Below are 21,628 nucleotides of genomic sequence, written 5' to 3'. Positions count from 1 at the left end.
GTTCCTTTTGGGCTCTAAAATGAATTACCTGAATGTTTGGCAGCATCGTTTATCGCTATTAATTTTGGTTTTAACCGGCTTAATGCTGTTTGCATTCCCCACGATGGCGGCAGATAACGGTTTAACAATCTTGTCGGTTTCCGACGGCGACACACAGCAAGAATACAGTGTGAAACTTCAGATCCTACTGCTCATGACAGCACTTAGTTTCTTGCCTGCTTTCATCCTCATGGCCACCAGCTTTACACGTATTATTGTGGTGTTAGCGATTTTGCGCCAAGCTTTGGGGCTGCAACAAAGCCCCCCTAATCGAGTGTTAGTGGGGATTGCTCTGACACTGAGCATTCTCATTATGCGTCCTGTTTGGACTGATATTTACGAGGGTGCGTTTAAGCCTTACGATAATGGTGAAATCACCTTAATGCAGGCATTTTCTGTGGCAGAAAAGCCAGTAAGAAACTTTATGCTCGCGCAAACCCACCAAAGTTCATTGGAACAAATGTTACGGATCGCGAATGAGCCTCTTGATCAAAATATTGAAGATATTTCATTTGCCGTTGTGCTGCCAGCGTTTGTCATCAGCGAGCTCAAGACCGCGTTCCAAATCGGTTTCATGTTATTTATTCCCTTTCTGGTCATCGATCTTGTCGTCGCCAGTGTCTTAATGGCAATGGGGATGATGATGCTATCACCTTTAATCATCTCACTGCCTTTTAAGCTGATCATTTTTGTTCTGGTTGATGGTTGGGCAATGACGGTTGGCACCTTATCTGCCAGCTTTGGGTGATGGGAGCTTAGCATGACACCTGAATTAACCGTCACTCTCTTTTCTGAAGCCGTATGGCTCATCATCTTAATGGTCGCTGTGCTTGTCGTACCGGGTCTAATGGTGGGTCTCTGTATCGCTGTATTTCAAGCCGCAACACAAATTAATGAACAAACCCTGAGTTTCTTACCCCGCCTATTGGTAACACTACTTATGGTGATTTTCGCAGGGCATTGGATGCTGCGAAAAATCATGGATCTTTTTGATTACTTATTTCATAACATTCCGGGGATGATCGGATAATGGCGATCTCCTTCGCAGAATTGTCGATGATTCTTGGGCAATTCTGGTGGCCATTTTTCCGTATTGGCGCCGTACTGATCTCAATGCCATTCTTTGGCGATGCTTTAATCCCTGTTTGGGTTCGTAGCTTACTTGCTCTGTCAATCGCAGTGATTACCGCACCGCTGATGCCACCCATGCCAGAAGTGGAACTTTTTTCGCTCACATCACTTTTCCTAGCATTCGAGCAAGCGCTCTGGGGACTCATGTTTGGACTCATTCTTCACATGCTATTCAACGTATTTACCATGCTTGGTCAAATTGTATCTCTGCAAATGGGACTCGGAATGGCAATGATGAATGACCCTGTTAACGGACTTTCCGTTGCTATCCTTGGGCGAATATTTCTTATTTTCTCAACCTTGCTATTTCTTGCTTTAGAAGGGCACTTATTGGTCATCGACATCGTCATCCAAAGTTTTGTCATATGGCCCGTAGGTTCAGGGTTAACCGCATTATCACTTAAAGGCATCGTCGGTATTTTCGGCTGGATGTTCGCCTCCTCGCTGGCTTTGGCTCTGCCCGCCATTGTCTCTATGCTTTTAGCTAATATCAGTTTTGGTGTCATGAATCGTGCTGCGCCTTCATTGAACGTTTACGCACTTGGCTTCCCAATGACCATGTTATTAGGTTTGTTCAGTGTGTTAATTTCTATTTCTGGTGTTCCAGGTCGCTACACTTCGTTAGTACACGACACCATTCGCTACTTGAACAATTTTATGTTGGGGGGCGCATGAGCGAGCAATCATCACAAGATAAAACCGAGAAAGCCTCTCCCCAGAAAGTAAAAAAGGCCCGTCAAGAGGGGCAGATCCCGCGAGCTAAAGAATTTACCGCTGCCGTTATCTTCTTAGCGGTAGCTTTGTTTTTCCACTCTCAATTAGATGATATTTGGGAAAGCATGTCGGGGGTTTTTCGCTACAACATGACCCTAACTAAAGCGGATTTAGACAATCCACAGCAATTGGTTGAACATCTCGGCCAAAGCTTAGCGGTGATCATTGAAATGCTGCTGCCGCTATTCACAGTAATTATGATTGTATCGATGGGCAGCAGCCTGATTTTAGGTGGCTGGATGTTCCGACCCGCTAACGTATTACCTAAACTCAGCAAGTTAAACCCCATTTCAGGGATCAAACGTATTTTCTCAACTCGGTCAGTTGTTGAACTCATCAAATCGACATTTAAAGTAACGATCATATTCGGCATTCTTTATGGTTACTTAGACAATCACCTACAACCACTGCTTGGTATGCAAAATCTACCATTGAGCCAAGGTTTTTCGATGATCATGTCGATTTTATTTGATGGTTTATTATTAATGGGCTTTGCTTTGTTGCTCTTTGGTGTCATTGATATTCCCTATCAACGTTGGGAACATCTTAAAGAGCTACGAATGACCAAACAAGAGCTCAAAGAAGAGTTCAAAAGTAATGAAGGTCGCCCCGAGGTTAAACAGCGTATTCGTCAGATTCAGCAGCAATTCGCCCGCCGTAAAATAGATAAAATGGTGCCAACAGCAGATGTCGTCATCACCAACCCCACTCATTACGCCGTCGCATTAAAGTACGAACCGTCACTATCAGATGCCCCATTTGTGGTTGCAAAAGGTGTCGATGAAATTGCCATGCACATTCAACGAATAGCTCGTGAGAACAAAGTTGAAATCATCAACTCCCCGCCACTCACTCGTTCGATTTATCACACCACTGCGATTGAGCAAGCGATACCAAACCAACTCTTTATCGCTGTGGCACATATTCTGACTTATGTTTTACAGCTAAAAAGCTTTCGTAAAAGTGGTGGACAGTCTCCAGCGCCTTTACCTCACTTTTCAATTCCAAAACATTTGCAACACGATTAATCCGCGTTTACCCAAGGACACGAAAGTATGCTTAACCGGTTAAAACAACTTCAATCCTCCACCAAAGGCTACATTGGTATTCCAATTGTCTTATTGATGGTTTTGGCGATGGTCATTTTACCACTCCCACCCTTGCTATTGGATGCACTGTTTACCTTCAATATCGTATTAGCTATTTTGGTATTGTTGGTCAGTACCACCGCTAAACGACCACTCGACTTTTCGATATTCCCAACGATCTTGTTGATCGCAACTCTGCTTCGTCTAACCCTAAACGTTGCTTCAACTCGAATCGTCTTGCTCGAAGGCCACAATGGCGGCGATGCAGCCGGTAAAGTTATCCAAGCCTTTGGTGAGGTTGTGATCGGGGGTAATTATGTCGTTGGTATGGTGGTATTCATCATCCTGATGATCATAAACTTTGTCGTGATCACCAAAGGTGGCGAGCGTATCTCTGAAGTATCCGCTCGCTTTACCTTAGATGCCTTACCGGGTAAACAAATGGCAATCGATGCCGACCTCAATGCCGGTTTAGTTGACCAAGAAACGGCACGTCTACGCCGTAAAGAAGTCGCAAACGAAGCCGATTTTCATGGCTCTATGGATGGCGCCTCTAAATTTGTTCGTGGTGATGCCGTCGCAGGTCTATTGATATTATTTATCAACATCATAGGTGGTGTATGCATTGGTGTATTCGAGCATGGCTTACCAGCATCTGAAGCGTTTAAGACCTACGCCCTACTCACCATTGGTGATGGTCTCGTGGCTCAAATCCCATCACTATTACTCGCGACAGCCGCTGCAATTATCGTCACTCGTATTAACGATAGCGATAACGGCATGTCGGAAACCATGCATAAGCAGCTACTTGCAACACCGGCGACCCTATTCACCGCCGCGGTGATCATGGCTATCATTGGAATGGTCCCGGGAATGCCTCACCTCGCCTTTTTCACCTTTGCTGCGGTACTCGCCTTTGCTGGCTGGCGACAAAGTAAAAAGCCAATGCAAGATCCACAAATTGAACAAGTTGCCGCCCTTTCTCAAGCCATGCAGGAAGAAGAGGTAACCTTAAATTGGGACGACATTCCACACGTACACACTCTCTCGTTGGCACTGGGTTACCGCCTGGTGCATCTCGTTAACAAAGAACAGGGGGCACCTTTAACTCAACGTATTCGTGGTGTACGCCGTAACCTATCTGAGCAAGTCGGCTTCCTCCAGCCCGAGGTTCGTATCCGTGATAACCTTAGCTTGAAACCAAACCAGTATACAATCGCGCTCAACGGCGAAGTGATTGAACAAGGTTTTATTGAACCAGAACGTTTAATGGCCATTGCCGTTGGTGAAACTTACGGTGAAGTCGATGGGATCCTTGGAAGCGATCCGGCTTACCAGCTACCCGCCGTTTGGATTGAATATAAAGACAAAGCCAAAGCATTGAACATGGGGTATCAAGTCGTTGACGATGGCACCGTTATCGCAACACACATCAGCAAAATCATGAAAACTCATTTAGCGGAACTGTTTACCCACGATGACGTCGACGCGATGACTCAACGCCTTACTGGTCAAGCACCTAAATTAGCCGAAGCACTTGCCGGCGCATTAACCCCAGCCCAGCAACTCAAGGTTTATCGTCAACTTCTGCTTGATCAAGTACCACTTAAAGACATTCGTACCATTGCAAATACCATGCTGGAATCTTCAGAAAACACCAAAGATCCGATCTTGCTCGCCGCCGATGTCCGCTGTGCACTTAAACGTACTTTGGTTAATTTAGTGGCAGGACAGAAAAACGAATTAAATGTCTACGCGCTTTCTGATGAACTTGAAACCATGCTAATGAGCGCTCTACAACAAGCCCAAGCCTCGGGTAACGTGATATTAGATAGCTTCCCGATTGAACCCAATATCCTTAGTCAGTTCCAACAGAACTTACCTTTAATTCGTCAACAACTCAAACAGCAAGGCTTGCCCCCAATCCTATTAGTGATGCCTCAATTACGTCCTTTGTTGGCGCGGTATGCTCGTACTTTTACTCAAGGTTTAGCCGTCATGTCTTACAATGAAATTCCTGAAAACAAACAGATCAACGTGGTAGGCAATCTTGGGTAATCTAATCTCAAATAAAGCGATGTCTGACTATTTGTGTGCCCTCGCATTGCAATGCATTGTCACCGATGACGATCAACTCGTATTTGATGCGCTCAACCACAACGACATTCAACACGCTTGTCAGCCCATTCGTGAAACCAAAACCAGTGAGGTGCAATACCAACACCTCACGTTACGATTTGGCTTACGCGGCGAGCAAAGTGTCTATCGATTTGATCTATCAAAACAAATGCAATATTGCTTAGACTTGTTTAGTTTATACTTAGCGCTGCGCCAAACTCAATTTCAGCTGGAAACTTTCCATCCTGTTTTAATCAGCAATGTTGTGGTTCCAATGCATATCGATGCATTACTTTGGCAACCAGGGCACCATTTTATTCATCAGGTAATGACATTCCATAACGCTGCATTTCAATATATTGTTCCCTCTTTACAGGGCAACCAAGCTTTATGTTGGGATGAGAGCTTATCTTGCCAAGAGGGTGTGGCAACGTTGGTTAAGCAATTGAAAGGTCATGCGCATGCTTTATGGTTTGAAGTGATCCCCCACCAAACGCATTTTGAATTCATCGCAAAATGTAAGCCAGACATGATCAAGTTATCCGTGACAACTAAAAACAAACAAGATCAGCATTCGCTCTTGCCCATTGCTCGAATTTTACGTCGTCATCAATTTTCTTGGGTGGCTGGTCGCATTGCAAGCCAAGTTGAACTCAACCGCTATCGACTATTAGGAGCCCGTTATTATTTTGGTTACTTCAGCGATATTCCAACGCCATTATCGGTTAAATCGTTTGATCGTCACTAGGGCGATCTTTCAAGCTAAATGTTTCCGCGAATGGCCGGTTCTCCACACAAAGAAAGGCTGCAATGAATCGCTAACCTTCATCAAAAGCCGATAAGCAAGAGCTCATACGTAAGAGCCAATACGTAAGAGCCAAGACACAAGAGCGCATACGCAAAAACAATGCACAGTACACACGGCTCTAAATGGCCGCCTAATATTCCCCCCCAAACCGCCCCTCCTAACCTAAATCGACTTTATCAGTCTATTTTTTTGGAATAAACATCACCAAAAACCATCAATATGAGTCATTTAATAAAGTTTTTTAAATTTCTAATTAATCATTAAAACCAACTGACCGCCTCTAGTTAGTGAGCGGGGCGATAGGCCCACATTGAACACTCAAGGAGAACAGATTATGGCTTTATCAATGCACACTAACTACGCTTCGCTAGTTACTCAAAACAACATCACGAAAACCAACGACCTCTTAAATACATCAATGGAGCGCCTGAGTACCGGTCTACGTATTAACTCTGCAGCAGATGATGCAGCAGGGTTACAAATTGCAAACCGATTAGAAGCACAAAGCCGTGGTATGGGTGTCGCCTCTCGAAATGCACAAGATGCAATATCAATGATGCAAACAGCCGAGGGCGGCATGGATGAAATGACCAACATCGCCTATCGAATGAATGATCTTGCTACGCAAGCGGCTAATGGCTCTCTAACTACTGCTGATAGAGAAGCAATAAATACCGAATACACTGAGTTAGGTGCTGAGCTACAAAATATTTTTGATAATTCAAACTTTGGTGGTCGTTCATTATTTTCAGGTCCTGACTCCTTCTCTTCAGGTGCAATCACATTCCAAATTGGCTCAACAGCAAGTGAAACACTAGATATGGATGTTTCGAGTGAACTATCAAAAGTCGGTAACACGCTTGCTCAGTTCGGTATTATGTCAGATATTGGCGCACTCAAGACTCAAGCAGAAGCCGACTATAATGCTGAGCTAGATTCATTTGCGACTAAGGGTGCTTCAACTTTGACTGATGGTGCTGCTTTTACCCCTGCTGCTGCATTTGGTTCATACACTGATTATGCGGATCTAAAAGCTAAGGCCGATGCGGGTGTTGGTACCGCAGCGGCAGACCTGACGGCAGTGGAGACTGCTGCTGAAACCAGTGTTACAAAGGAGATTCAAGTAAACAGTTCTGGTAATTATGTGGCTGGTTCTTCTGGTGTAAATGTAGGGGCAGGTGCGGGTACGGGTGATACTTTTGCAACGATAACCTCCCTAACAGCAGGGCTGACGGATCAGGCTAGCGCCACTTCAGCAATGGGGACAATGTCAACTTTTATTGATGACCTTGGTGAGTCAAGAGCTCAATTCGGTGCCAATATTAACCGTTTGGATCATACCATTACTAACCTAGGTAATATGACAGAAAACCTAGAGGCATCAAAAGGCCGTATTATGGATGCCGACTTTGCAGTTGAGTCTTCAAATATGACGAAGAACCAAATGCTAATGCAAGCTGGAACGTCAATGTTGTCTCGAACTAACCAGATGTCAGGAATGGCGATGTCGCTACTAGGCTAATCAGCTGATTTACAACTTAGGTCATTAGCCTCCTTTAGGAGGCTTTTTTATAGGTTTCTTTTTCCTGATAATAAAAATAGCAGAAGCGGAAGGAATTCAAGCGGAAAAATGACTTCCTCCATTCCACGAAAAAACAATATAAATCAATCTATAACTCCCTAAAAATCGCTCATATATCATTATTTTTATTGGCACATGATTTGCAGCTTTATAGCGACACATAGAGAGTAGATACGAACGACTGACAGGAGTTCTTTTATGAGTTCAATGGACCCAATTACAATGGCGACTCAGTTAGCAACTTATGATGTATTGCCATTTGAAAATCGCTACAAACTACAGTCACAAAATTATCAAAATAAATTAGACGCCTGGAATGCTTTAGAGTCCGCGCTTGAGGATTTTGAAAGTGCGATTGATGACTTAAGTAGTAGCGATAGTAGCCTACTAAAAAATAAGACTCAGTTGTCAGAAGAGGGCTATTTGTCTGCCGAGGCCGACTCTCAAGCTATCGCAGGTTCTTACGAGTTCTTTGTTAAACAATTAGCTAGCTCCCATCAGTTTTCGGCAGATATGCCAAAAAATTTAACCAGTGAAACGGCTGTACCATCCACTGGAGAAATGACCCTTAGCATGGGCAGTGAAAGTTTTACCATCGACTTAGCTACTATTGATAGCGATGGCGATGGTGTTTCTACCATTCAAGAACTGACCCAAGCAATTAATGGCGATGAAAATAACCCTGGCATCAATGCCTCACTTGTTCGTAGCAGTGGCAAGACTCATTTTGTCGTATCCGGAGAAGAAACCGGTTGGGCGAATTCGGTATCGGTAAGCACGCTTAACGTTCCGCCTAGCGAAAGCTGGTTTAACGACGCTTTCGACCCAAGTAAAGTCAAAATCTTATCCAGACCACAAAATGCGATCGTTGAGCTCGGCGGCGAAAATGGTCTTGAGATCAAAAGTGCAAGTAATACTTTTGAAAACATGATCGACGGTGTGGATGTCACTGTCACCAAGGTACATCAAAGTGGTGACTCTGCAACGAAGTTAACCGTCGAAGCAGATCAAGACGCAACCAAAACAGAGATAGATGAATTCATTAGTGCCTATAACACACTGATCGATACGGTCGATAAATACACATCATCAGGCGGTGAAGACAGCGAGCGAGCGGTTCTTGCCGGTGATGCTAGCGCGCGTTCAATTGAACGACAACTGAGGAGCGTTTTACAAACTGAGTTTAGTGGTACTCGCTTATCGGATTTAGGTATCACCTCATCAAGGGAAGGTAAATTAGAGTTAGATAGTGATAAGTTTGATGCATTTTACGCCACCAGCGCAGATAAAATAGATCAACTCTTTACTGGTAAAAATCAACTTCTCGACAGTCTAGATGAAAAAATAGCCCCGTTTCTAAAATCAAATAGTGGTGTTTTTGCTAATAGAAAAGATACCTTAGAAGCGAGTATCGATCGTAACGACCAAAAACTGGAGGCATTAGATCGCAAATATCAAATGTCATATAACCGCTACCTCACACAATTCACTCAAATGAACACTTTAATGACCCAAATGAACCAAACCATGTCGATGTTTGGTTAAGCCCTTAGGAGAAATATTTATGCTCATGGATTCTGGCTACGACTCATACCAACAAGTCGATCTTGATGCGCAAGCCGCATCCGCTAACCCACACCAACTGGTGGTGATGCTAATCGATGGCCTACTTGATGAAGTTGAACGTGTTCGAGGCCATCTTGCTGCGAATCGCTTGGCTGAAAAAGGCGCTGGCATCAATAAATGTATGAACATTCTGATTGGCCTAACCAGTGCCTTAGATGAAGAAAATGGTAATGAAATTGCGGAGAACTTACGCCAGCTATACGACTTTTGCCAAGCTGAACTGTACTACACCAGTGTGCAAAATGACGCCAAGCGTTTAGACAATGTGGATCGTGTAATGGGTAATATTCGAGAAGGGTGGATGCATTTTGGACAGCAAGCATAAAGTGCCAATAGCGCTATTTCGTCACTTATCAAAACAAATCCAAGACGCAACCCAAAATGCTGAGTGGCAAGCACTGAAACACTATGATTTGCAGTTGCGTGAATGGCTTATTAAGCATGAAGCTTGCTTGAAAGATCCGAAATTCGCAGCCGAAATCCAACACGTGAAAGCAGTCCATGCTCGTGCTTTTACTGCCTTGGAAAAAGCGACCCGTGAACTAGAGAAAGAGATGAATATGGCAAACGATCAACAAGAACGAGCCATGGCCTATCAGCTCGCCATGACCATGGAACACATATCATGATAACAACCAATACAATGCCTACGCATCACACTTCTTCGTCACCATTGGATGGGAAAGTCACACCAGCCCGCTCTGAAAAAGACAGGTCAGTGCCGCCAACTCAAACATTGAAAGACACGCCCCCTGAAGACGCGTTAGTTGTTGTTATTCCGAGCTTTCACTTAAATCCACCAGTATCACCAGAACAATACGCCCATACCGACACCGTCGCTCAGGATTCCCTCTCTAAGGGGACTCTGACGCACCCATCGCCAAGAAGCCACCAGCCAATTAACTTAACAACTCAGGCTCAAGCTTTAATGCAAAGCATGATTAAAACGACTGAAAAAGCAGGGCAAGAGAATCAACTCGTCGTTCCAACCCGCCAAGGCATGGAGCAAACAAACACAAGCAATCCAATTAAAACCTCGGCGGCGGATTTAAACGTTTTACTCAACCAAGCGCCTCAGGGACTGTCGTTGACAACACATTCACCAGGGCAAGTACCGCTCATTCAAGCTCAAGCACTCCCCTCAACAACACATCAGCCAACCGCACAAACTCAAGGACCTGAGTGGGCTGCCGTCCGTGTTGATAGCAGTTCAGGTAAATGGGGTGAACAAATGATTCAAGTACTGCAAGACCGCGTGACGTTTCAAGCACAACAAAATCTACAAGAAGCAAAAATCCGTCTCGACCCACCCGATCTCGGCAAGTTGGATTTATTAGTTCGAGTCGAAGGGGACCGTTTAAGCGTACAAATCAACGCTAACACAGCAGTAACGCGTGAAGCATTAATGCAGGTTTCCGACCGTTTACGCGCTGAACTTCAAGAACAAAACTTTGTACATGTGGATGTCAATGTCGGTTCGGACCAAGGCCAAGAACGTCAAGGCTACAGCGATGAAAACCAACAAGAAGATCCCACAATCTTTTCAGCTAGAGAATCCAATGCTTTCCAAGCGAATACAACAAACGAGTCAGAACATTGGCTAAATACTCAAGCCTAATCAATCATCGAGGAAAAAGGTTATGACCAAATCACAAATGATCGCTCTATTTATCGCCATGATCATCACCAGTGCCCTCGTTTCCGGCGCCACTATGGTTGGCGGTATTTGGTATCTGCATAAACAGTCAGGCCCTGAGACATCAGACTCAGGTATCAACGCTTTTTTAGAAAACTCACCACTGGCTTTCCTAACATCAGAGCAGCCAACCCAAGAAGGGCCAAACTTTCATCCATTGGATAAAGTCGTACTAACGGTCAAAGGTAAAAAACAAACCCATTTTGTGATGCTTGAACTCGCCATCGAAACTCGTCGTCCAGAACGGATTAAGAATATCGATAACTATATGCCTATGGTGCAAAACTCATTACTTAAACTGTTCAGCGACAAAACTTTTGATGAGCTACAACAAGCTGGATCTATTGATATTCTACAAAAAGAAGTCAAAGAAACCTTGATTTCAGCGTTCGCGAAAACAGACATTGTGCGTGATATTGATGATGTCCTGCTAACCAAATATGTTGTGCAATAACGGAGCTCAACTATGTTGGAGATGAACTTACCAGAAAGTTATACCGTGACAGAAGAGGTAAATACCCCTTCTCAACCACTTGACGAAAATGCACTGTTACAACGCCATCAGATCATGGTGAAACGTGTGGTTAATCAACTGCGCGTTCACGCGACTTCACATTGCAGCATTGAAGATATGCAACAAATTGGATTAATTGCCCTTATCGAAGCAGGTCGCCGCTATGAGAACATTGACGATCCACACTTCGCTGCCTTCGCTGTTTGCCGCATCCGTGGCGCTATTTTAGATGAATTACGTCGGCTCGATTGGCGCTCACGTAAAACTCGTCAGCAAGCGCACGAATTAAACGATGTGACACGGGATCTTACCCGTGCACTCGGCAGAGTACCGACCGACGCAGAGATCATTCAAGCACTCGGCACTGATGAACAAGACTATTGCAATCGGCAAAATGCGCTACTCGCCGGCGAGATGCAAAGCCTTGACCAGCTCATCGAAACCGGCGGAGACAGTCACTTAGGTGGTCAATACGACAGCATAGAACATGAGCACATTCGTCGCAGTTTAGACAGTGCACTGAACAAGATGCCCAAACGCGATCAATTATTAATGACCTTGTTCTATCAACATGAGCTGAATCTACATGAAATCGCACTTGTGCTTGACCTGACACCTCCTCGTATCTGTCAGCTGCACAAACAAGCACTTAAACAACTCAACCAATTCATGTCCTCTTAGGAGTCATAAGATGCAAAAGTTTTTTGGAGCCATCACTATACTAGTCTGTGTCTTTGGCGGATACATGTGGGCTGGAGGCAACTTGGGTGCCATTTGGCAACCCGCTGAGTTTCTGATCATCTTTGGAGCAGCAATAGGCTCTCTGATTATCGGCAACCCACCACAAGTTTTAAAAGAAATGCGTCAGCAACTGCGGGCCACTCTTTCTAATCCTAAGGAAGAGTATGAATATTATATGGAGTTGATGGCGTTACTGAATACCCTACTAGAAACCGCACGCAGTCGTGGATTTAAATTCCTTGATTCACACATAGAATCGCCAGAACAAAGCTCGATCTTCCTCGCGTATCCAAAAGTAAGCAGTGACTATCGCCTTATTTCGTTCATTACCGACAATTTACGTTTAATGGCAATGGGACAAATGTCGCCTCATGAACTAGAGGGGTTGCTAGAACAAGAAATCGAAGCGATTCAAACCGAGATGTTACAGCCTTCACGCTCAATGCAGCGCACAGCAGAAGCACTTCCCGGGTTCGGTATTCTTGCCGCAGTCGGAGGCATCATCATTACCATGCAAGCCATTGATGGTTCAATAGCACTCGTTGGTTATCATGTTGCCGCCGCTCTCGTAGGTACATTCATTGGTATTTTTGGTTGTTACTGTTGTTTAGATCCACTCAGTAACGCCATGGCACAGCGAGTGAAACGAAATATGACGGCTTTTGAATGCATACGCGCTACTTTTGTTGCTTATATCGCTAAAAAGCCAACATTGCTCGCTATCGACGCTGGCCGTAAACATATTCAGTTAGACATCAAACCAACTTTCAATCAAATGGAGAAGTGGCTAGCTGAACAGGAGGGATAATGCAAAAACAAGAACATGTGGTATTCAAACGCGCCAAAGCTCACAGTCATGATGAACCTCATGGGGGCGCATGGAAGGTCGCATTTGCCGATTTCATGATCGCATTGATGGCACTATTTCTTGTCCTTTGGGTTATGCAGGTGGTCGACAAAGAGGAGCGCAAAGCAATTGTTGCGCACCTTCATAGTTCCAGCGTGTTCGATAAAAGCTATGGTAACCCTTTCGATACGTCACAAAGTATCTCTCCTATTGACTTGGCACAAGATTCATCGGTGCCAAGTCAACATAACTCAAACCATGTCGTCAGTTCTTTCTTCCAAGGCGATGGTGATGGCCCAGAAATGGACTCTCTCATTCCAGGTAACTTCGATACCCAAGAACAACTCGCTTTACTCGCTAAAGTGATTAATGAAGTCGTCGGGCAAACCAGTGCGCAAGGTAACGTTAATGTATCCATCACACCACAAGGATTACGGATTGTATTGCAAGATGATTATAAACAGCACATGTTTAGTCGTGGTGGTTCGGAACTGACGCCTTTTTTTGAAGACTTACTGCTGGCTTTAGCACCAGTATTTGAGCGCATCAGTAACCCACTTATTATCAGCGGACATACCGATGCGACCCCTTTTAAAAAACGCTTTGGTAAACAATCTAATTGGGCGCTTTCAGCATCTCGTGCCGATGTCGCAAGAAATACCTTAGTCGAGGGCGGCATGCCCGATCAACGCGTGATGCAAGTTACAGGCATGTCAGATCGTGCACTACTTAACCCTGATGAACCAGATTCCAGTGAGAACCGCCGTATTGAACTATTTATACTGACTACGCCAGCGGCACAAATACTAGAAACCTTCTTTAGCAACCAAGAAGGCAGTGAACTACAAAAAGCGAAACAAAAAGCGGAATTCAACCAGCCCGTGATCAGGCAAGATGTCATTCGTTATTCGGTTGAATCAAAGACGTCAAAGATGAAAACTCAAGACCTCTAACCTCTTAAAGGTCACCGGTAGCGACTGGCACTGTGACCTTATCTTTCTGTCGATTATTGTATTAACCGTATTTGTTGCTATCACTGTTGAGTTGAGTTCGATATGCCTGCACCTGCCCCCAATAAACCCAAAAGAGACGCACTTCAAAAAGTTTTTCTTTGGCTAATCATTTTTGATTACCTGTTGCTGACATTCTTTCTCACTCAGCTATCAAGCTTGAACCTCAGCAGCGGTACCATGATCAGCTTATTATTAGTGGTATATAACATCTTGTTGGTATCACTGTGTTACCAACGTACCAGTCATCGTGACGCTTACATTATATATCCCGTACTATCGGCCACTTTATTAGCGTTTGTTTGTTTTCTTTATTTTTTCTTTTTAGTTTGAATCGATGATAGGCGATCAGAAAAAGAGTGGTGAGGGTGACCTTAGCGTGGATTATTTCAGAAGGGCGACGACAGTGTGACGGCGGACATTCGCTTGAGCATTTAGTGCTTGAAACGTCGAACTAAACTGATTGGAAGCGGCCAAAAAACGGTCAACATTAGTATTCACATCAGCCACGCTCAGCTGATGAGATTGACTTTGCAATGATCGCACTTGCGCATTGAGATCGCCATGAAAGGCTTTGGCTTGTTCTAAGCTCGTTTGCACTTGCTTAAGATGCTGATTCACTTTGGCGATGGTTTGTTTAATACCATCACGAGAGCTCAAATCAAAACTTAACTCTGCAATGCCATCGGGTTCTGATTTCAGCTTCAGAACATTCGCTTGTCCTGCAGGAAATCGATGCCCTTCCCCTGTCACCAATACCTTATTCTGCATCTGCTGATACGCCGTATCACGCGCTTCAAATAAAATCGATCCATCTTCCGCAAGTGAGGCTCGCATTCCCATAGCAATCAGGCTGCGGTCAAGCATTTTCACTGTACGCTCACCATTTGATTGACCATCAAACTGAAGCATCACCGATTGACCTTGTGGGAAATCTAAGCGAATTTGCTCCGTTTTGTCACTCAAGCGGTGGACATTCAAGCCAGGAATAGAAAAACGGCGAACATCGGCCTTATCCAGTTTTAAATGCAGTTCATTATCAACCACCTTTTGGCCATCAAAACGCGCTTGATTCACCACCTGTTGAATGGACGCTTTAGAGCGAACTAAACCCTCTTGTAAGCCAGGCACATTCTGCATACCTTGTTTAACGGCTTGAGTCAGGCCTCGTTTGATTTGAGTCAGCTCTTTACCAATCAGTTGCAACGATTTAGATGCGATTTGCACCGCTGTTGCTTGTTGCTGACCTTGAGCAAGCTGAATGCCAGAAACAGAATAGGCTGACGTAGTGTCAGCCTTAATTTGTGTCGGACGTGGTGTTGTCGCACTGCTCGATTCCGCAGAGCGAGTCGGCATGATAGAAGCTTGTTCTTGCCCCGCTAAACGTATGCTATGGGCTCTTACTTCTACGGTGCTCATCGCCATATAAAACTTCCTTAAATACGATCAAACAAGTTCAGATCGTTGATCTTGACATAACTGGCTTGCGTCGCTTGTAATGCCGCCATGTAATTGCTTAAACGCACTGAGGCTTCTCCATAATCCAATGCCGATAAATCACTAGTCACCTTATCAACAAACAACTTATTTTCACCATGCGCACTGTCCATGAGGTCTAAGTTATTATGCCGGCCACCGATCTCGGTCATCGCACTAAGTACGTTAGCGATGGTATCATCAATCGCCGATAAGCTTGCGTCTACTTCCGATTGAAAATTCGGACTCGGGTTCTCAAACTCTGCAATCAAAGCATCAATTTGGTTCAACACATTACCACCAGCACCGAGTTCAAGAATCTCTTTTGCAGTCATATTGGAGTCCATCGTTACGCCTTTAGCGACAGTCACTACACGCTTATCACTGTTGCCATCCACTTGATAAACACCACCAGGACTGCTCACCGCAGGTGTCTTCGTCTGAGTGCCAGAAAACAGGTAATTCCCTTCTTCATCTTGGGCATTGAATGAAGACTCAATGGAGTCACGGTAACTCTTTAACTCGATGATCATGCCATTGCGATCATCATCCGTTAATGTGCCATTCGCTCCCCAAAGCACCAAGTCACGCACACTTTTCAAACTTTCGTTGATCGAATCTAAGTGCGTTTCTTGGGCAGAAAGGGTCGTTTTTAGGTTGCCAATATTGCTTTGGTACTGGCCAATCGCGCTGTTTTCACGCTCAAGGTTAAGCAGTTTAATCGAGGCCATCGGGTCGTCAGATAACTTAGTCAGTCGATTCCCCGTCGCCATTTGTTGCATAACCTCACCTAAGCCTGCGTTATTCGTTTGCAGGCTATTCATCATCATTTGGCTAAATTGGCTATCACTGATTCGCATGTCGGGTTCCTTTTAGAATAGCTGCAATACCGAGTCAAAAAGCTCATTAGCCGTGCTGATCACTTTCATATTGGCATTATGTGCATTGGCGAACACCATTAAATTGGCGGCCTCTTCATCACTGTTAACGGCACTAACGTTGTCGCGAGCCGCATGGGCTTGTTTATTCATGGCTAATTTTGCTTCATAGTCAGCTTCGGCCTGGCGCGCTTTAATAGCCGTATCTCCCACCATAGCTGTGAACGCATCATTCAAGCTTAATGAGCCATAACCTGTTACCGATACTGGCTTATTACTCAGTTGAATTAAATCGTTCAGTATATCCGCATTGCCCGGTGCGCCATCACTTGAAAAGGCTAACTCTTCGGCACTGATATTCGTAATCGTTAAGCTAGCGGCAGGGTTAGCAGGATCGAAGCTAAACAAAGGCTTGCCTGGGTTGCCGTTAAGATCTTGCCCTGTTGCTAGCACCGCATTGTATTCATCAGCCAATGCCTTTGCCATATCATCCAGAGCGACTTGGTTTGGTTTTAATACTTCATTTTGGTAATCATTGATAGCGCCAAGTTTGCCACCCACAGAATCAGCAATGACAAAGCTTTGTGAAGCGAAATCCACGCTTAAATCCGCAAGGTATGGGTCACTTGGATTTGGCTTAGCCGTTAACTGACTATGTTCAGAGCCCATCACCAGTGGCTGACCAGAAGCCAACGTCACTTGTAGACTCCCGTCGGGCTGATCAGTGGTTTTAACTTCAACAATTTGAGAAAGCTCTCCAACCAGCACATCACGCGTGTCCATCAACTGAGCGGGGTTTCCCCCCGTACCTTGCATCTCCACAATCTGCTTATTCACTTGAGCAATATTGGCCATCAAGCTGTTCCCATAATTGAGCGCAGCATTGCGCTGATCGCTCATGTCTTTATGTTGATTATGCAGCGACTCGGTGAGCGTATTGAAGCGACGCGCTAGTGCTTCTGACTCATTGATAATTTGCTGACGATAAGGAATCGATTCAGGTTTTACCGTTGCATCATTGAGTGCTGCATTAAGGGAATCTAAGCCAGAAGAAATACTAAAACCATCAGCGCCAAATGTATTTTCAAGCTGACTCATCGCCGTAGTATAACCTGCCGAATAAGCCGCTAAACTATTGGTAGACCAAGTTTGCTTAACCAAGAATTGGTCTGTAACGCGACGAATACTGGTCACCTCAACACCCACTCCAGGGCTGAGTTTATCGTATTTATTATCACCAACGGACGCCATTAATGCTTGTTGACGGCTGTACCCTGGCGTATTGATATTAGCCACATTTTGCGCTGTCACATCAAGTGCAACTCGGTTTGCATTCAAGCCTGAAAGGCCGATATTAACAAGGTTCATTTACAGCTCCATTTTTCGGATCAGCGGCTGAGTAAACGCGGACGTCATACCGACTTCGCCGAGTATCTCCTTAACCGAGGCGACCGCTTGCCACTTAGAATTAAGACTCTCGGACGGCATCGATACTTCATCGTTTTCAAGCTGTGACATGCGTTCAAACGAGGCAACTTTCCCATCATTTGCCGAAGCAATATTACGTGATGAGTCAAACGCCACTTCCTGCATTGATGGGCTAAGCTGGCGCACCAACATATTTGCAATACCGGAGTTCTTCTTTTTGGCCAATTCCATCGCCAGTTGCCCATCGTACATATCACGAAACACACCTTGCTGCTGACTAGAAAAAGGACTGTCTTTGTCTGCTAACACATCACTGCTACTGCGCATTTGACGCAGTACCATTTGTAAGAACATCGCTTCAAACTGACCGGCGACGGCCTCCAGTGCCCCTTCTGCATCCGAATTTTGCTTGATGTTCGCCAAAGCGCTGTTGTCGTGGTACAGCATAGTATTTAATTGAGCTTGGTCGCTATTTGTGTCTAACTTCATATCTAAAACCTTAAATCACCACTAACTCAGCATTCAGTGCACCCGCTTCGTTCAATGCTTGCAGAATCGACATCAAATCCGTAGGGGTGGCACCTAAACTGTTGACCGCATCGACTATCGTATTTAACTCCGTTCCCGGAGGCCAAATCAGCATTTGCACAAATTCTTCATCAACATTAACTTGCGTTTGATTGACCACTTTGGTGTCACCCTCTGCGAACGCATTAGGTTGACTCACTTGTTGAGACTCTGAGATACGGACAGTGAGGTTACCGTGACTCACAGCCGCTTCACTCACTTTAACGTTCTTGCCAATGACAACCGTGCCAGTTCGTGAATTAAACACGATTCGGGCAGGTTTTCGCCCTTCAGCCACATTCATCTCTTCTAGCATCGACATCATGGTGACACGTTGTTGTGTATCCATTGGTGCACGCATTTCCACACGTACTTTGTTGATCGCTTTCGCGACATTCGGACCAAAAGTGTTATTGATCTCACGAGCGATGTTCTTTGCCGTTGTAAAGCTCGGGCGGCGTAGATTTAAATTTATTTCGTCTCGCTGATTAAAGTCGGTTTCAATTTCTCGCTCTAGTGTCGCACCATTGGGAATACGCCCTGCTGTCGGCGTGTTCACTGACACCTTAGAGCCACTTCGACCTTCTGCTGACAAGCCGCCGACAACCACATTGCCTTGTGCAATCGCATACACTTCACCATCAATACCACGCAGAGGCGTCAGCAATAACGTACCACCACGTAAGCTTTTTGCATCACCAATGGAAGAAACGACCACATCCAATGTTTGACCCGGCCCAGCCATCGGATTAACCGATGCCGTAACACTCACTGATGCAACGTTACGTAATTTAGGATCCATGCCGTCATCAATCTGGACACCAAATTGACGCAACATATTGGTAATGGATTGTGCCGTGAATTTAACTTGATTACGGTCACCTTGACCGGCCAAGCCAACCACCAATCCATAACCAACCAATTGGTTATCTCGAATGCCCTGCACATCCACTAAGTCCATAAGCGGAATCTCCACTTCAGCCTGCGACGTCACCGGAACCCCGAAGCTCAACACCAATAGAAAAGACGTAAAAAGTGCGTTTATTGACTTCATTAAAATGGTATCCATGGGCTATTGAAGAACTGCGTCAGCCACCCGGCTGCATTACTATCCGCTAATGCTCCGCGACCTGCGTAGGTAATACGTGCATCTGCGATACGCTGAGAAGAAACTTGATTGCTACGGCTGATATCATCGACACGTACAATGCCCGTCAAGCGAATGAACTCATCCCCTTGATTGAGGCGCAGCCACTTCTCACCACTGATACGCAGTACGCCATTAGGGAGAACCTCATGTACAGTCACGGTGATAGCACCTTGTAATTTATTGCCCTGTGAACTCGACGAACTACCATCAAAATTTCGGCTGAAATCAATACTGACACCGAGCTCATCAATGGCTTTTGTACCTATGGTTGGGGTCGCAAAATTGATGTTCGAGCTTTTACCAAATTGTGTACCAGCTTTCTTACTTGAAGACGTCTCTTCAGACAGGTGCACCGTCAAAATATCACCGATACGGTACGCTCTGCGGTCTTGGAATAACGTCATCGTGTATTGGTGACGATAAAGGCTGCCAGATTGCGCCGGTGGTAAAGTGTAATCCAATACAGGGGGCGCATACTCTTCAGTATTTGGTTCTGGAGGGGTGAATTCATCACGCCCAGCACAACCACCTAGCAACACGAAGGCAACAGCCCAACTCTTAGAAACCCATTTCATTGCTTTTTCCTTTATCATCACCCATTTATTGATTACATCGATTGTGAGACAAACTTCAGCATATCGTCCGCAGCCGAGACAACTTTAGCGTTCATTTCATAAGCACGTTGGGTGGTAATCATATCAACCATCTCCTCTACAACTTGCACGTTAGAACCTTCTAAAGCCCCCTGCTTGATGCTACCCGCACCGTCTTCACCCGCAATTAATTCATCAGCAGGCCCACTGGCTTCCGTTTCACGAAATAAGTTGCCGCCAACCGCTTCTAGGCCAGCTGGATTAATGAAATTCGCTAAGGTGATTTGACCAAGCTGCTGGGGTGTCGGATCACCTGCCGATGTGGTCGTAACGGTGCCATCAGTACCTACAGAGAACGAAATCGCATTATCAGGGATCTGAATTTGCGGCTCCAGCGGCAAACCTTGACTGTTCACCATTAACCCCTCTGAATTAACATGGAACTGACCATTACGCGTATACATGATCTGGCCATCAGAGTTTTCGATTTGGAAAAAGCCTTTCCCCATCACCGCTAAATCCAACTCTTGGGTGGTATTTTTTGTATTACCTTGAGTGAACACTTTTTGTGTTCCTACAACGCGAACACCGGAACCAAGCTGCACACCACTTGGTAACTCATTCACTTGGTCAACTTGCGCACCAGGTTGGCGTTGAATGCTGTAGAACAGGTCTTCAAACACCACTCGATCACGTTTAAATCCAACAGTGTCGACGTTGGCTAGGTTATTAGAAATAGCAGTCATCTTTGTTTCTTGAGCTGCCAATCCCGTTTTACTTACCCATAATGCTGAATGCATTGGTTATCTCCTTTGGGGCGTCAAAGTATCTATTTCGCCGCCATTAATTTGTTTCCGGCTTGCGCCAAAGTTTCGGCCGTTTTCATCATGCGCACTTGCATCTCGAAATTGCGCGTCAATGACATTACGCTTAACAACTCATCAATCGCTGACACGTTACTGCCTTCAATATGCTCAGGGGCAAGCTGCACGGTTTCATCGGCAGGGAAAGGCACCCCATCAGCACTATGTAGCAAGCTGTCGCTCTCTTTCTGCAATTGATTGTCGGCTGGTTTCACCATCTTCAATGTGCCAACTTCGATTTGAGCGCCACCGCCAGGTGGAGTTACGGACACACGACCACGTTCACTGACTTCAATTTTCTGAAAATCAGGCACGACCAAAGGTCCATTTTCCCCAACAACAGGGAAACCGTTAATGCTCATTGCACCAAAGTTGTCCACTTTGATATTGCCTGCTCGCGTATAAGCTTCATCACCAGCGGGCGTTTCGACCGTCAAATACCCTTCGCCCATGATCGCAACATCCAGAGGACGGCCAGTTTTCATAAGATCGCCAGAATCAAAACGTGTCGCCGCTGAGTTGGTCACCACCATGGTACGGCCATCAAATCCGGCCCCTTGCAGTTCCACACTGCGCACACGTTCCATATCGGCACGGAAACCAGCGGTGTCAGCATTCGACAAGTTGTTTGAACGCACATGCTGAGCTTTTAGAACTCGGCTCGCCCCCGACGTTGCCGTAAACAATAAGCTATCCATG

At 45.2% G+C, this 21,628-nt stretch carries 24 protein-coding genes; 16 read left to right on the top strand and 8 right to left on the bottom strand.

Annotated elements, in window-relative coordinates:
• Positions 1-19 precede the first annotated feature (19 nt).
• From fliP to ACMAZD_RS01585, 16 genes are all read left to right on the top strand, one after another.
• A complete protein-coding gene (fliP, locus tag ACMAZD_RS01660) occupies positions 20-787 on the top strand; it encodes a flagellar type III secretion system pore protein FliP (RefSeq protein WP_435248335.1) in 768 nt (255 codons plus the stop codon).
• 12 nt (positions 788-799) lie between these two features.
• On the top strand, positions 800-1,069 hold the full coding sequence (gene fliQ, locus ACMAZD_RS01655; protein ID WP_435248334.1) for a flagellar biosynthesis protein FliQ: 270 nt from the start codon (positions 800-802) through the stop codon (positions 1,067-1,069).
• The gene (fliR, locus tag ACMAZD_RS01650) at positions 1,069-1,845 is read left to right on the top strand and encodes a flagellar biosynthetic protein FliR (protein WP_435248333.1); all 777 of its coding nucleotides are present in this window, start codon (positions 1,069-1,071) and stop codon (positions 1,843-1,845) included. Before fliQ ends, fliR begins: the two co-directional genes overlap by 1 nt.
• Positions 1,842-2,972: a flagellar biosynthesis protein FlhB gene (gene flhB, locus ACMAZD_RS01645; protein ID WP_435248332.1), complete on the top strand. Its 1,131-nt coding sequence runs from the start codon at positions 1,842-1,844 to the stop codon at positions 2,970-2,972. Before fliR ends, flhB begins: the two co-directional genes overlap by 4 nt.
• Before the next feature lie 27 nt (positions 2,973-2,999).
• Positions 3,000-5,090 carry a flagellar biosynthesis protein FlhA gene (gene flhA, locus ACMAZD_RS01640; protein WP_435248331.1) on the top strand — a complete coding sequence of 697 codons (2,091 nt, stop codon included), beginning with the start codon at positions 3,000-3,002 and terminating at the stop codon, positions 5,088-5,090.
• Between the two features lie 19 nt (positions 5,091-5,109).
• A complete protein-coding gene (locus ACMAZD_RS01635) occupies positions 5,110-5,898 on the top strand; it encodes a diguanylate phosphodiesterase (RefSeq protein ID WP_435249311.1) in 789 nt (262 codons plus the stop codon).
• A gap of 394 nt (positions 5,899-6,292) precedes the next feature.
• Positions 6,293-7,480 (top strand): flagellin, encoded by a 1,188-nt coding sequence (locus ACMAZD_RS01630; RefSeq protein WP_435248330.1) that lies wholly within the window; start codon positions 6,293-6,295, stop codon positions 7,478-7,480.
• 258 nt (positions 7,481-7,738) lie between these two features.
• Positions 7,739-9,085, top strand: coding sequence for a flagellar filament capping protein FliD (gene fliD, locus ACMAZD_RS01625; RefSeq protein ID WP_435248329.1), 1,347 nt, complete (start codon positions 7,739-7,741; stop codon positions 9,083-9,085).
• A gap of 19 nt (positions 9,086-9,104) precedes the next feature.
• A complete protein-coding gene (gene fliS, locus ACMAZD_RS01620; protein WP_435248328.1) occupies positions 9,105-9,491 on the top strand; it encodes a flagellar export chaperone FliS in 387 nt (128 codons plus the stop codon).
• A complete protein-coding gene (locus ACMAZD_RS01615) occupies positions 9,475-9,795 on the top strand; it encodes a LafD (RefSeq protein WP_435248327.1) in 321 nt (106 codons plus the stop codon). The genes fliS and ACMAZD_RS01615 overlap by 17 nt, the downstream gene beginning before the upstream one ends.
• The gene (locus tag ACMAZD_RS01610; protein ID WP_435248326.1) at positions 9,792-10,784 is read left to right on the top strand and encodes a flagellar hook-length control protein FliK; all 993 of its coding nucleotides are present in this window, start codon (positions 9,792-9,794) and stop codon (positions 10,782-10,784) included. Before ACMAZD_RS01615 ends, ACMAZD_RS01610 begins: the two co-directional genes overlap by 4 nt.
• Before the next feature lie 22 nt (positions 10,785-10,806).
• Complete coding sequence (locus tag ACMAZD_RS01605; RefSeq protein ID WP_435248325.1) at positions 10,807-11,316, top strand: flagellar basal body-associated FliL family protein; 510 nt, start codon at positions 10,807-10,809, stop codon at positions 11,314-11,316.
• Between the two features lie 12 nt (positions 11,317-11,328).
• Positions 11,329-12,057, top strand: a complete 729-nt coding sequence (locus ACMAZD_RS01600; RefSeq protein WP_435248324.1) for a FliA/WhiG family RNA polymerase sigma factor — start codon at positions 11,329-11,331, stop codon at positions 12,055-12,057.
• Between the two features lie 10 nt (positions 12,058-12,067).
• Positions 12,068-12,925: a flagellar motor stator protein MotA gene (gene motA / locus ACMAZD_RS01595; protein ID WP_435248323.1), complete on the top strand. Its 858-nt coding sequence runs from the start codon at positions 12,068-12,070 to the stop codon at positions 12,923-12,925.
• Entirely contained in the window at positions 12,925-13,917 is a 993-nt protein-coding gene (locus ACMAZD_RS01590) for a flagellar motor protein MotB (RefSeq protein WP_435248322.1), read from the top strand. Before motA ends, ACMAZD_RS01590 begins: the two co-directional genes overlap by 1 nt.
• 102 nt (positions 13,918-14,019) lie before the next feature.
• Entirely contained in the window at positions 14,020-14,307 is a 288-nt protein-coding gene (locus ACMAZD_RS01585) for a hypothetical protein (protein WP_435248321.1), read from the top strand.
• 51 nt (positions 14,308-14,358) lie between these two features.
• Here the strand turns inward: ACMAZD_RS01585 and ACMAZD_RS01580 are convergent, their stop codons facing one another.
• The 8 genes from ACMAZD_RS01580 to flgF are packed head-to-tail and all read right to left on the bottom strand — an operon-like array spanning position 14,359 to position 21,627.
• On the bottom strand, positions 14,359-15,399 hold the full coding sequence (locus ACMAZD_RS01580) for a flagellin (protein WP_435248320.1): 1,041 nt from the start codon (positions 15,397-15,399) through the stop codon (positions 14,359-14,361).
• An 11-nt stretch (positions 15,400-15,410) separates the two neighbouring features.
• The gene (flgL, locus tag ACMAZD_RS01575) at positions 15,411-16,310 is read right to left on the bottom strand and encodes a flagellar hook-associated protein FlgL (RefSeq protein ID WP_435248319.1); all 900 of its coding nucleotides are present in this window, start codon (positions 16,308-16,310) and stop codon (positions 15,411-15,413) included.
• Between the two features lie 12 nt (positions 16,311-16,322).
• Positions 16,323-17,696, bottom strand: a complete 1,374-nt coding sequence (gene flgK / locus ACMAZD_RS01570; protein ID WP_435248318.1) for a flagellar hook-associated protein FlgK — start codon at positions 17,694-17,696, stop codon at positions 16,323-16,325.
• Entirely contained in the window at positions 17,697-18,245 is a 549-nt protein-coding gene (locus tag ACMAZD_RS01565; protein WP_435248317.1) for a rod-binding protein, read from the bottom strand. It lies immediately after the preceding gene.
• Positions 18,246-18,255: 10 nt separating this feature from the next.
• Positions 18,256-19,377: a flagellar basal body P-ring protein FlgI gene (locus ACMAZD_RS01560; RefSeq protein WP_435248316.1), complete on the bottom strand. Its 1,122-nt coding sequence runs from the start codon at positions 19,375-19,377 to the stop codon at positions 18,256-18,258.
• Complete coding sequence (flgH, locus tag ACMAZD_RS01555; RefSeq protein ID WP_435248315.1) at positions 19,377-20,048, bottom strand: flagellar basal body L-ring protein FlgH; 672 nt, start codon at positions 20,046-20,048, stop codon at positions 19,377-19,379. Before flgH ends, ACMAZD_RS01560 begins: the two co-directional genes overlap by 1 nt.
• A gap of 32 nt (positions 20,049-20,080) precedes the next feature.
• Positions 20,081-20,866, bottom strand: coding sequence for a flagellar basal-body rod protein FlgG (gene flgG / locus ACMAZD_RS01550; RefSeq protein ID WP_435248314.1), 786 nt, complete (start codon positions 20,864-20,866; stop codon positions 20,081-20,083).
• A 29-nt stretch (positions 20,867-20,895) separates the two neighbouring features.
• Positions 20,896-21,627, bottom strand: coding sequence for a flagellar basal-body rod protein FlgF (gene flgF / locus ACMAZD_RS01545; RefSeq protein ID WP_435248313.1), 732 nt, complete (start codon positions 21,625-21,627; stop codon positions 20,896-20,898).
• Between the last annotated feature and the right edge of the window lies 1 nt (position 21,628).

It is taken from the genome of Vibrio sp. nBUS_14, from assembly GCF_051201655.1.
GTDB lineage: Bacteria > Pseudomonadota > Gammaproteobacteria > Enterobacterales > Vibrionaceae > Vibrio.
Note: the sequence above shows the minus strand (reverse complement) of the source record. Positions and strands in the feature narration are given on the sequence as shown.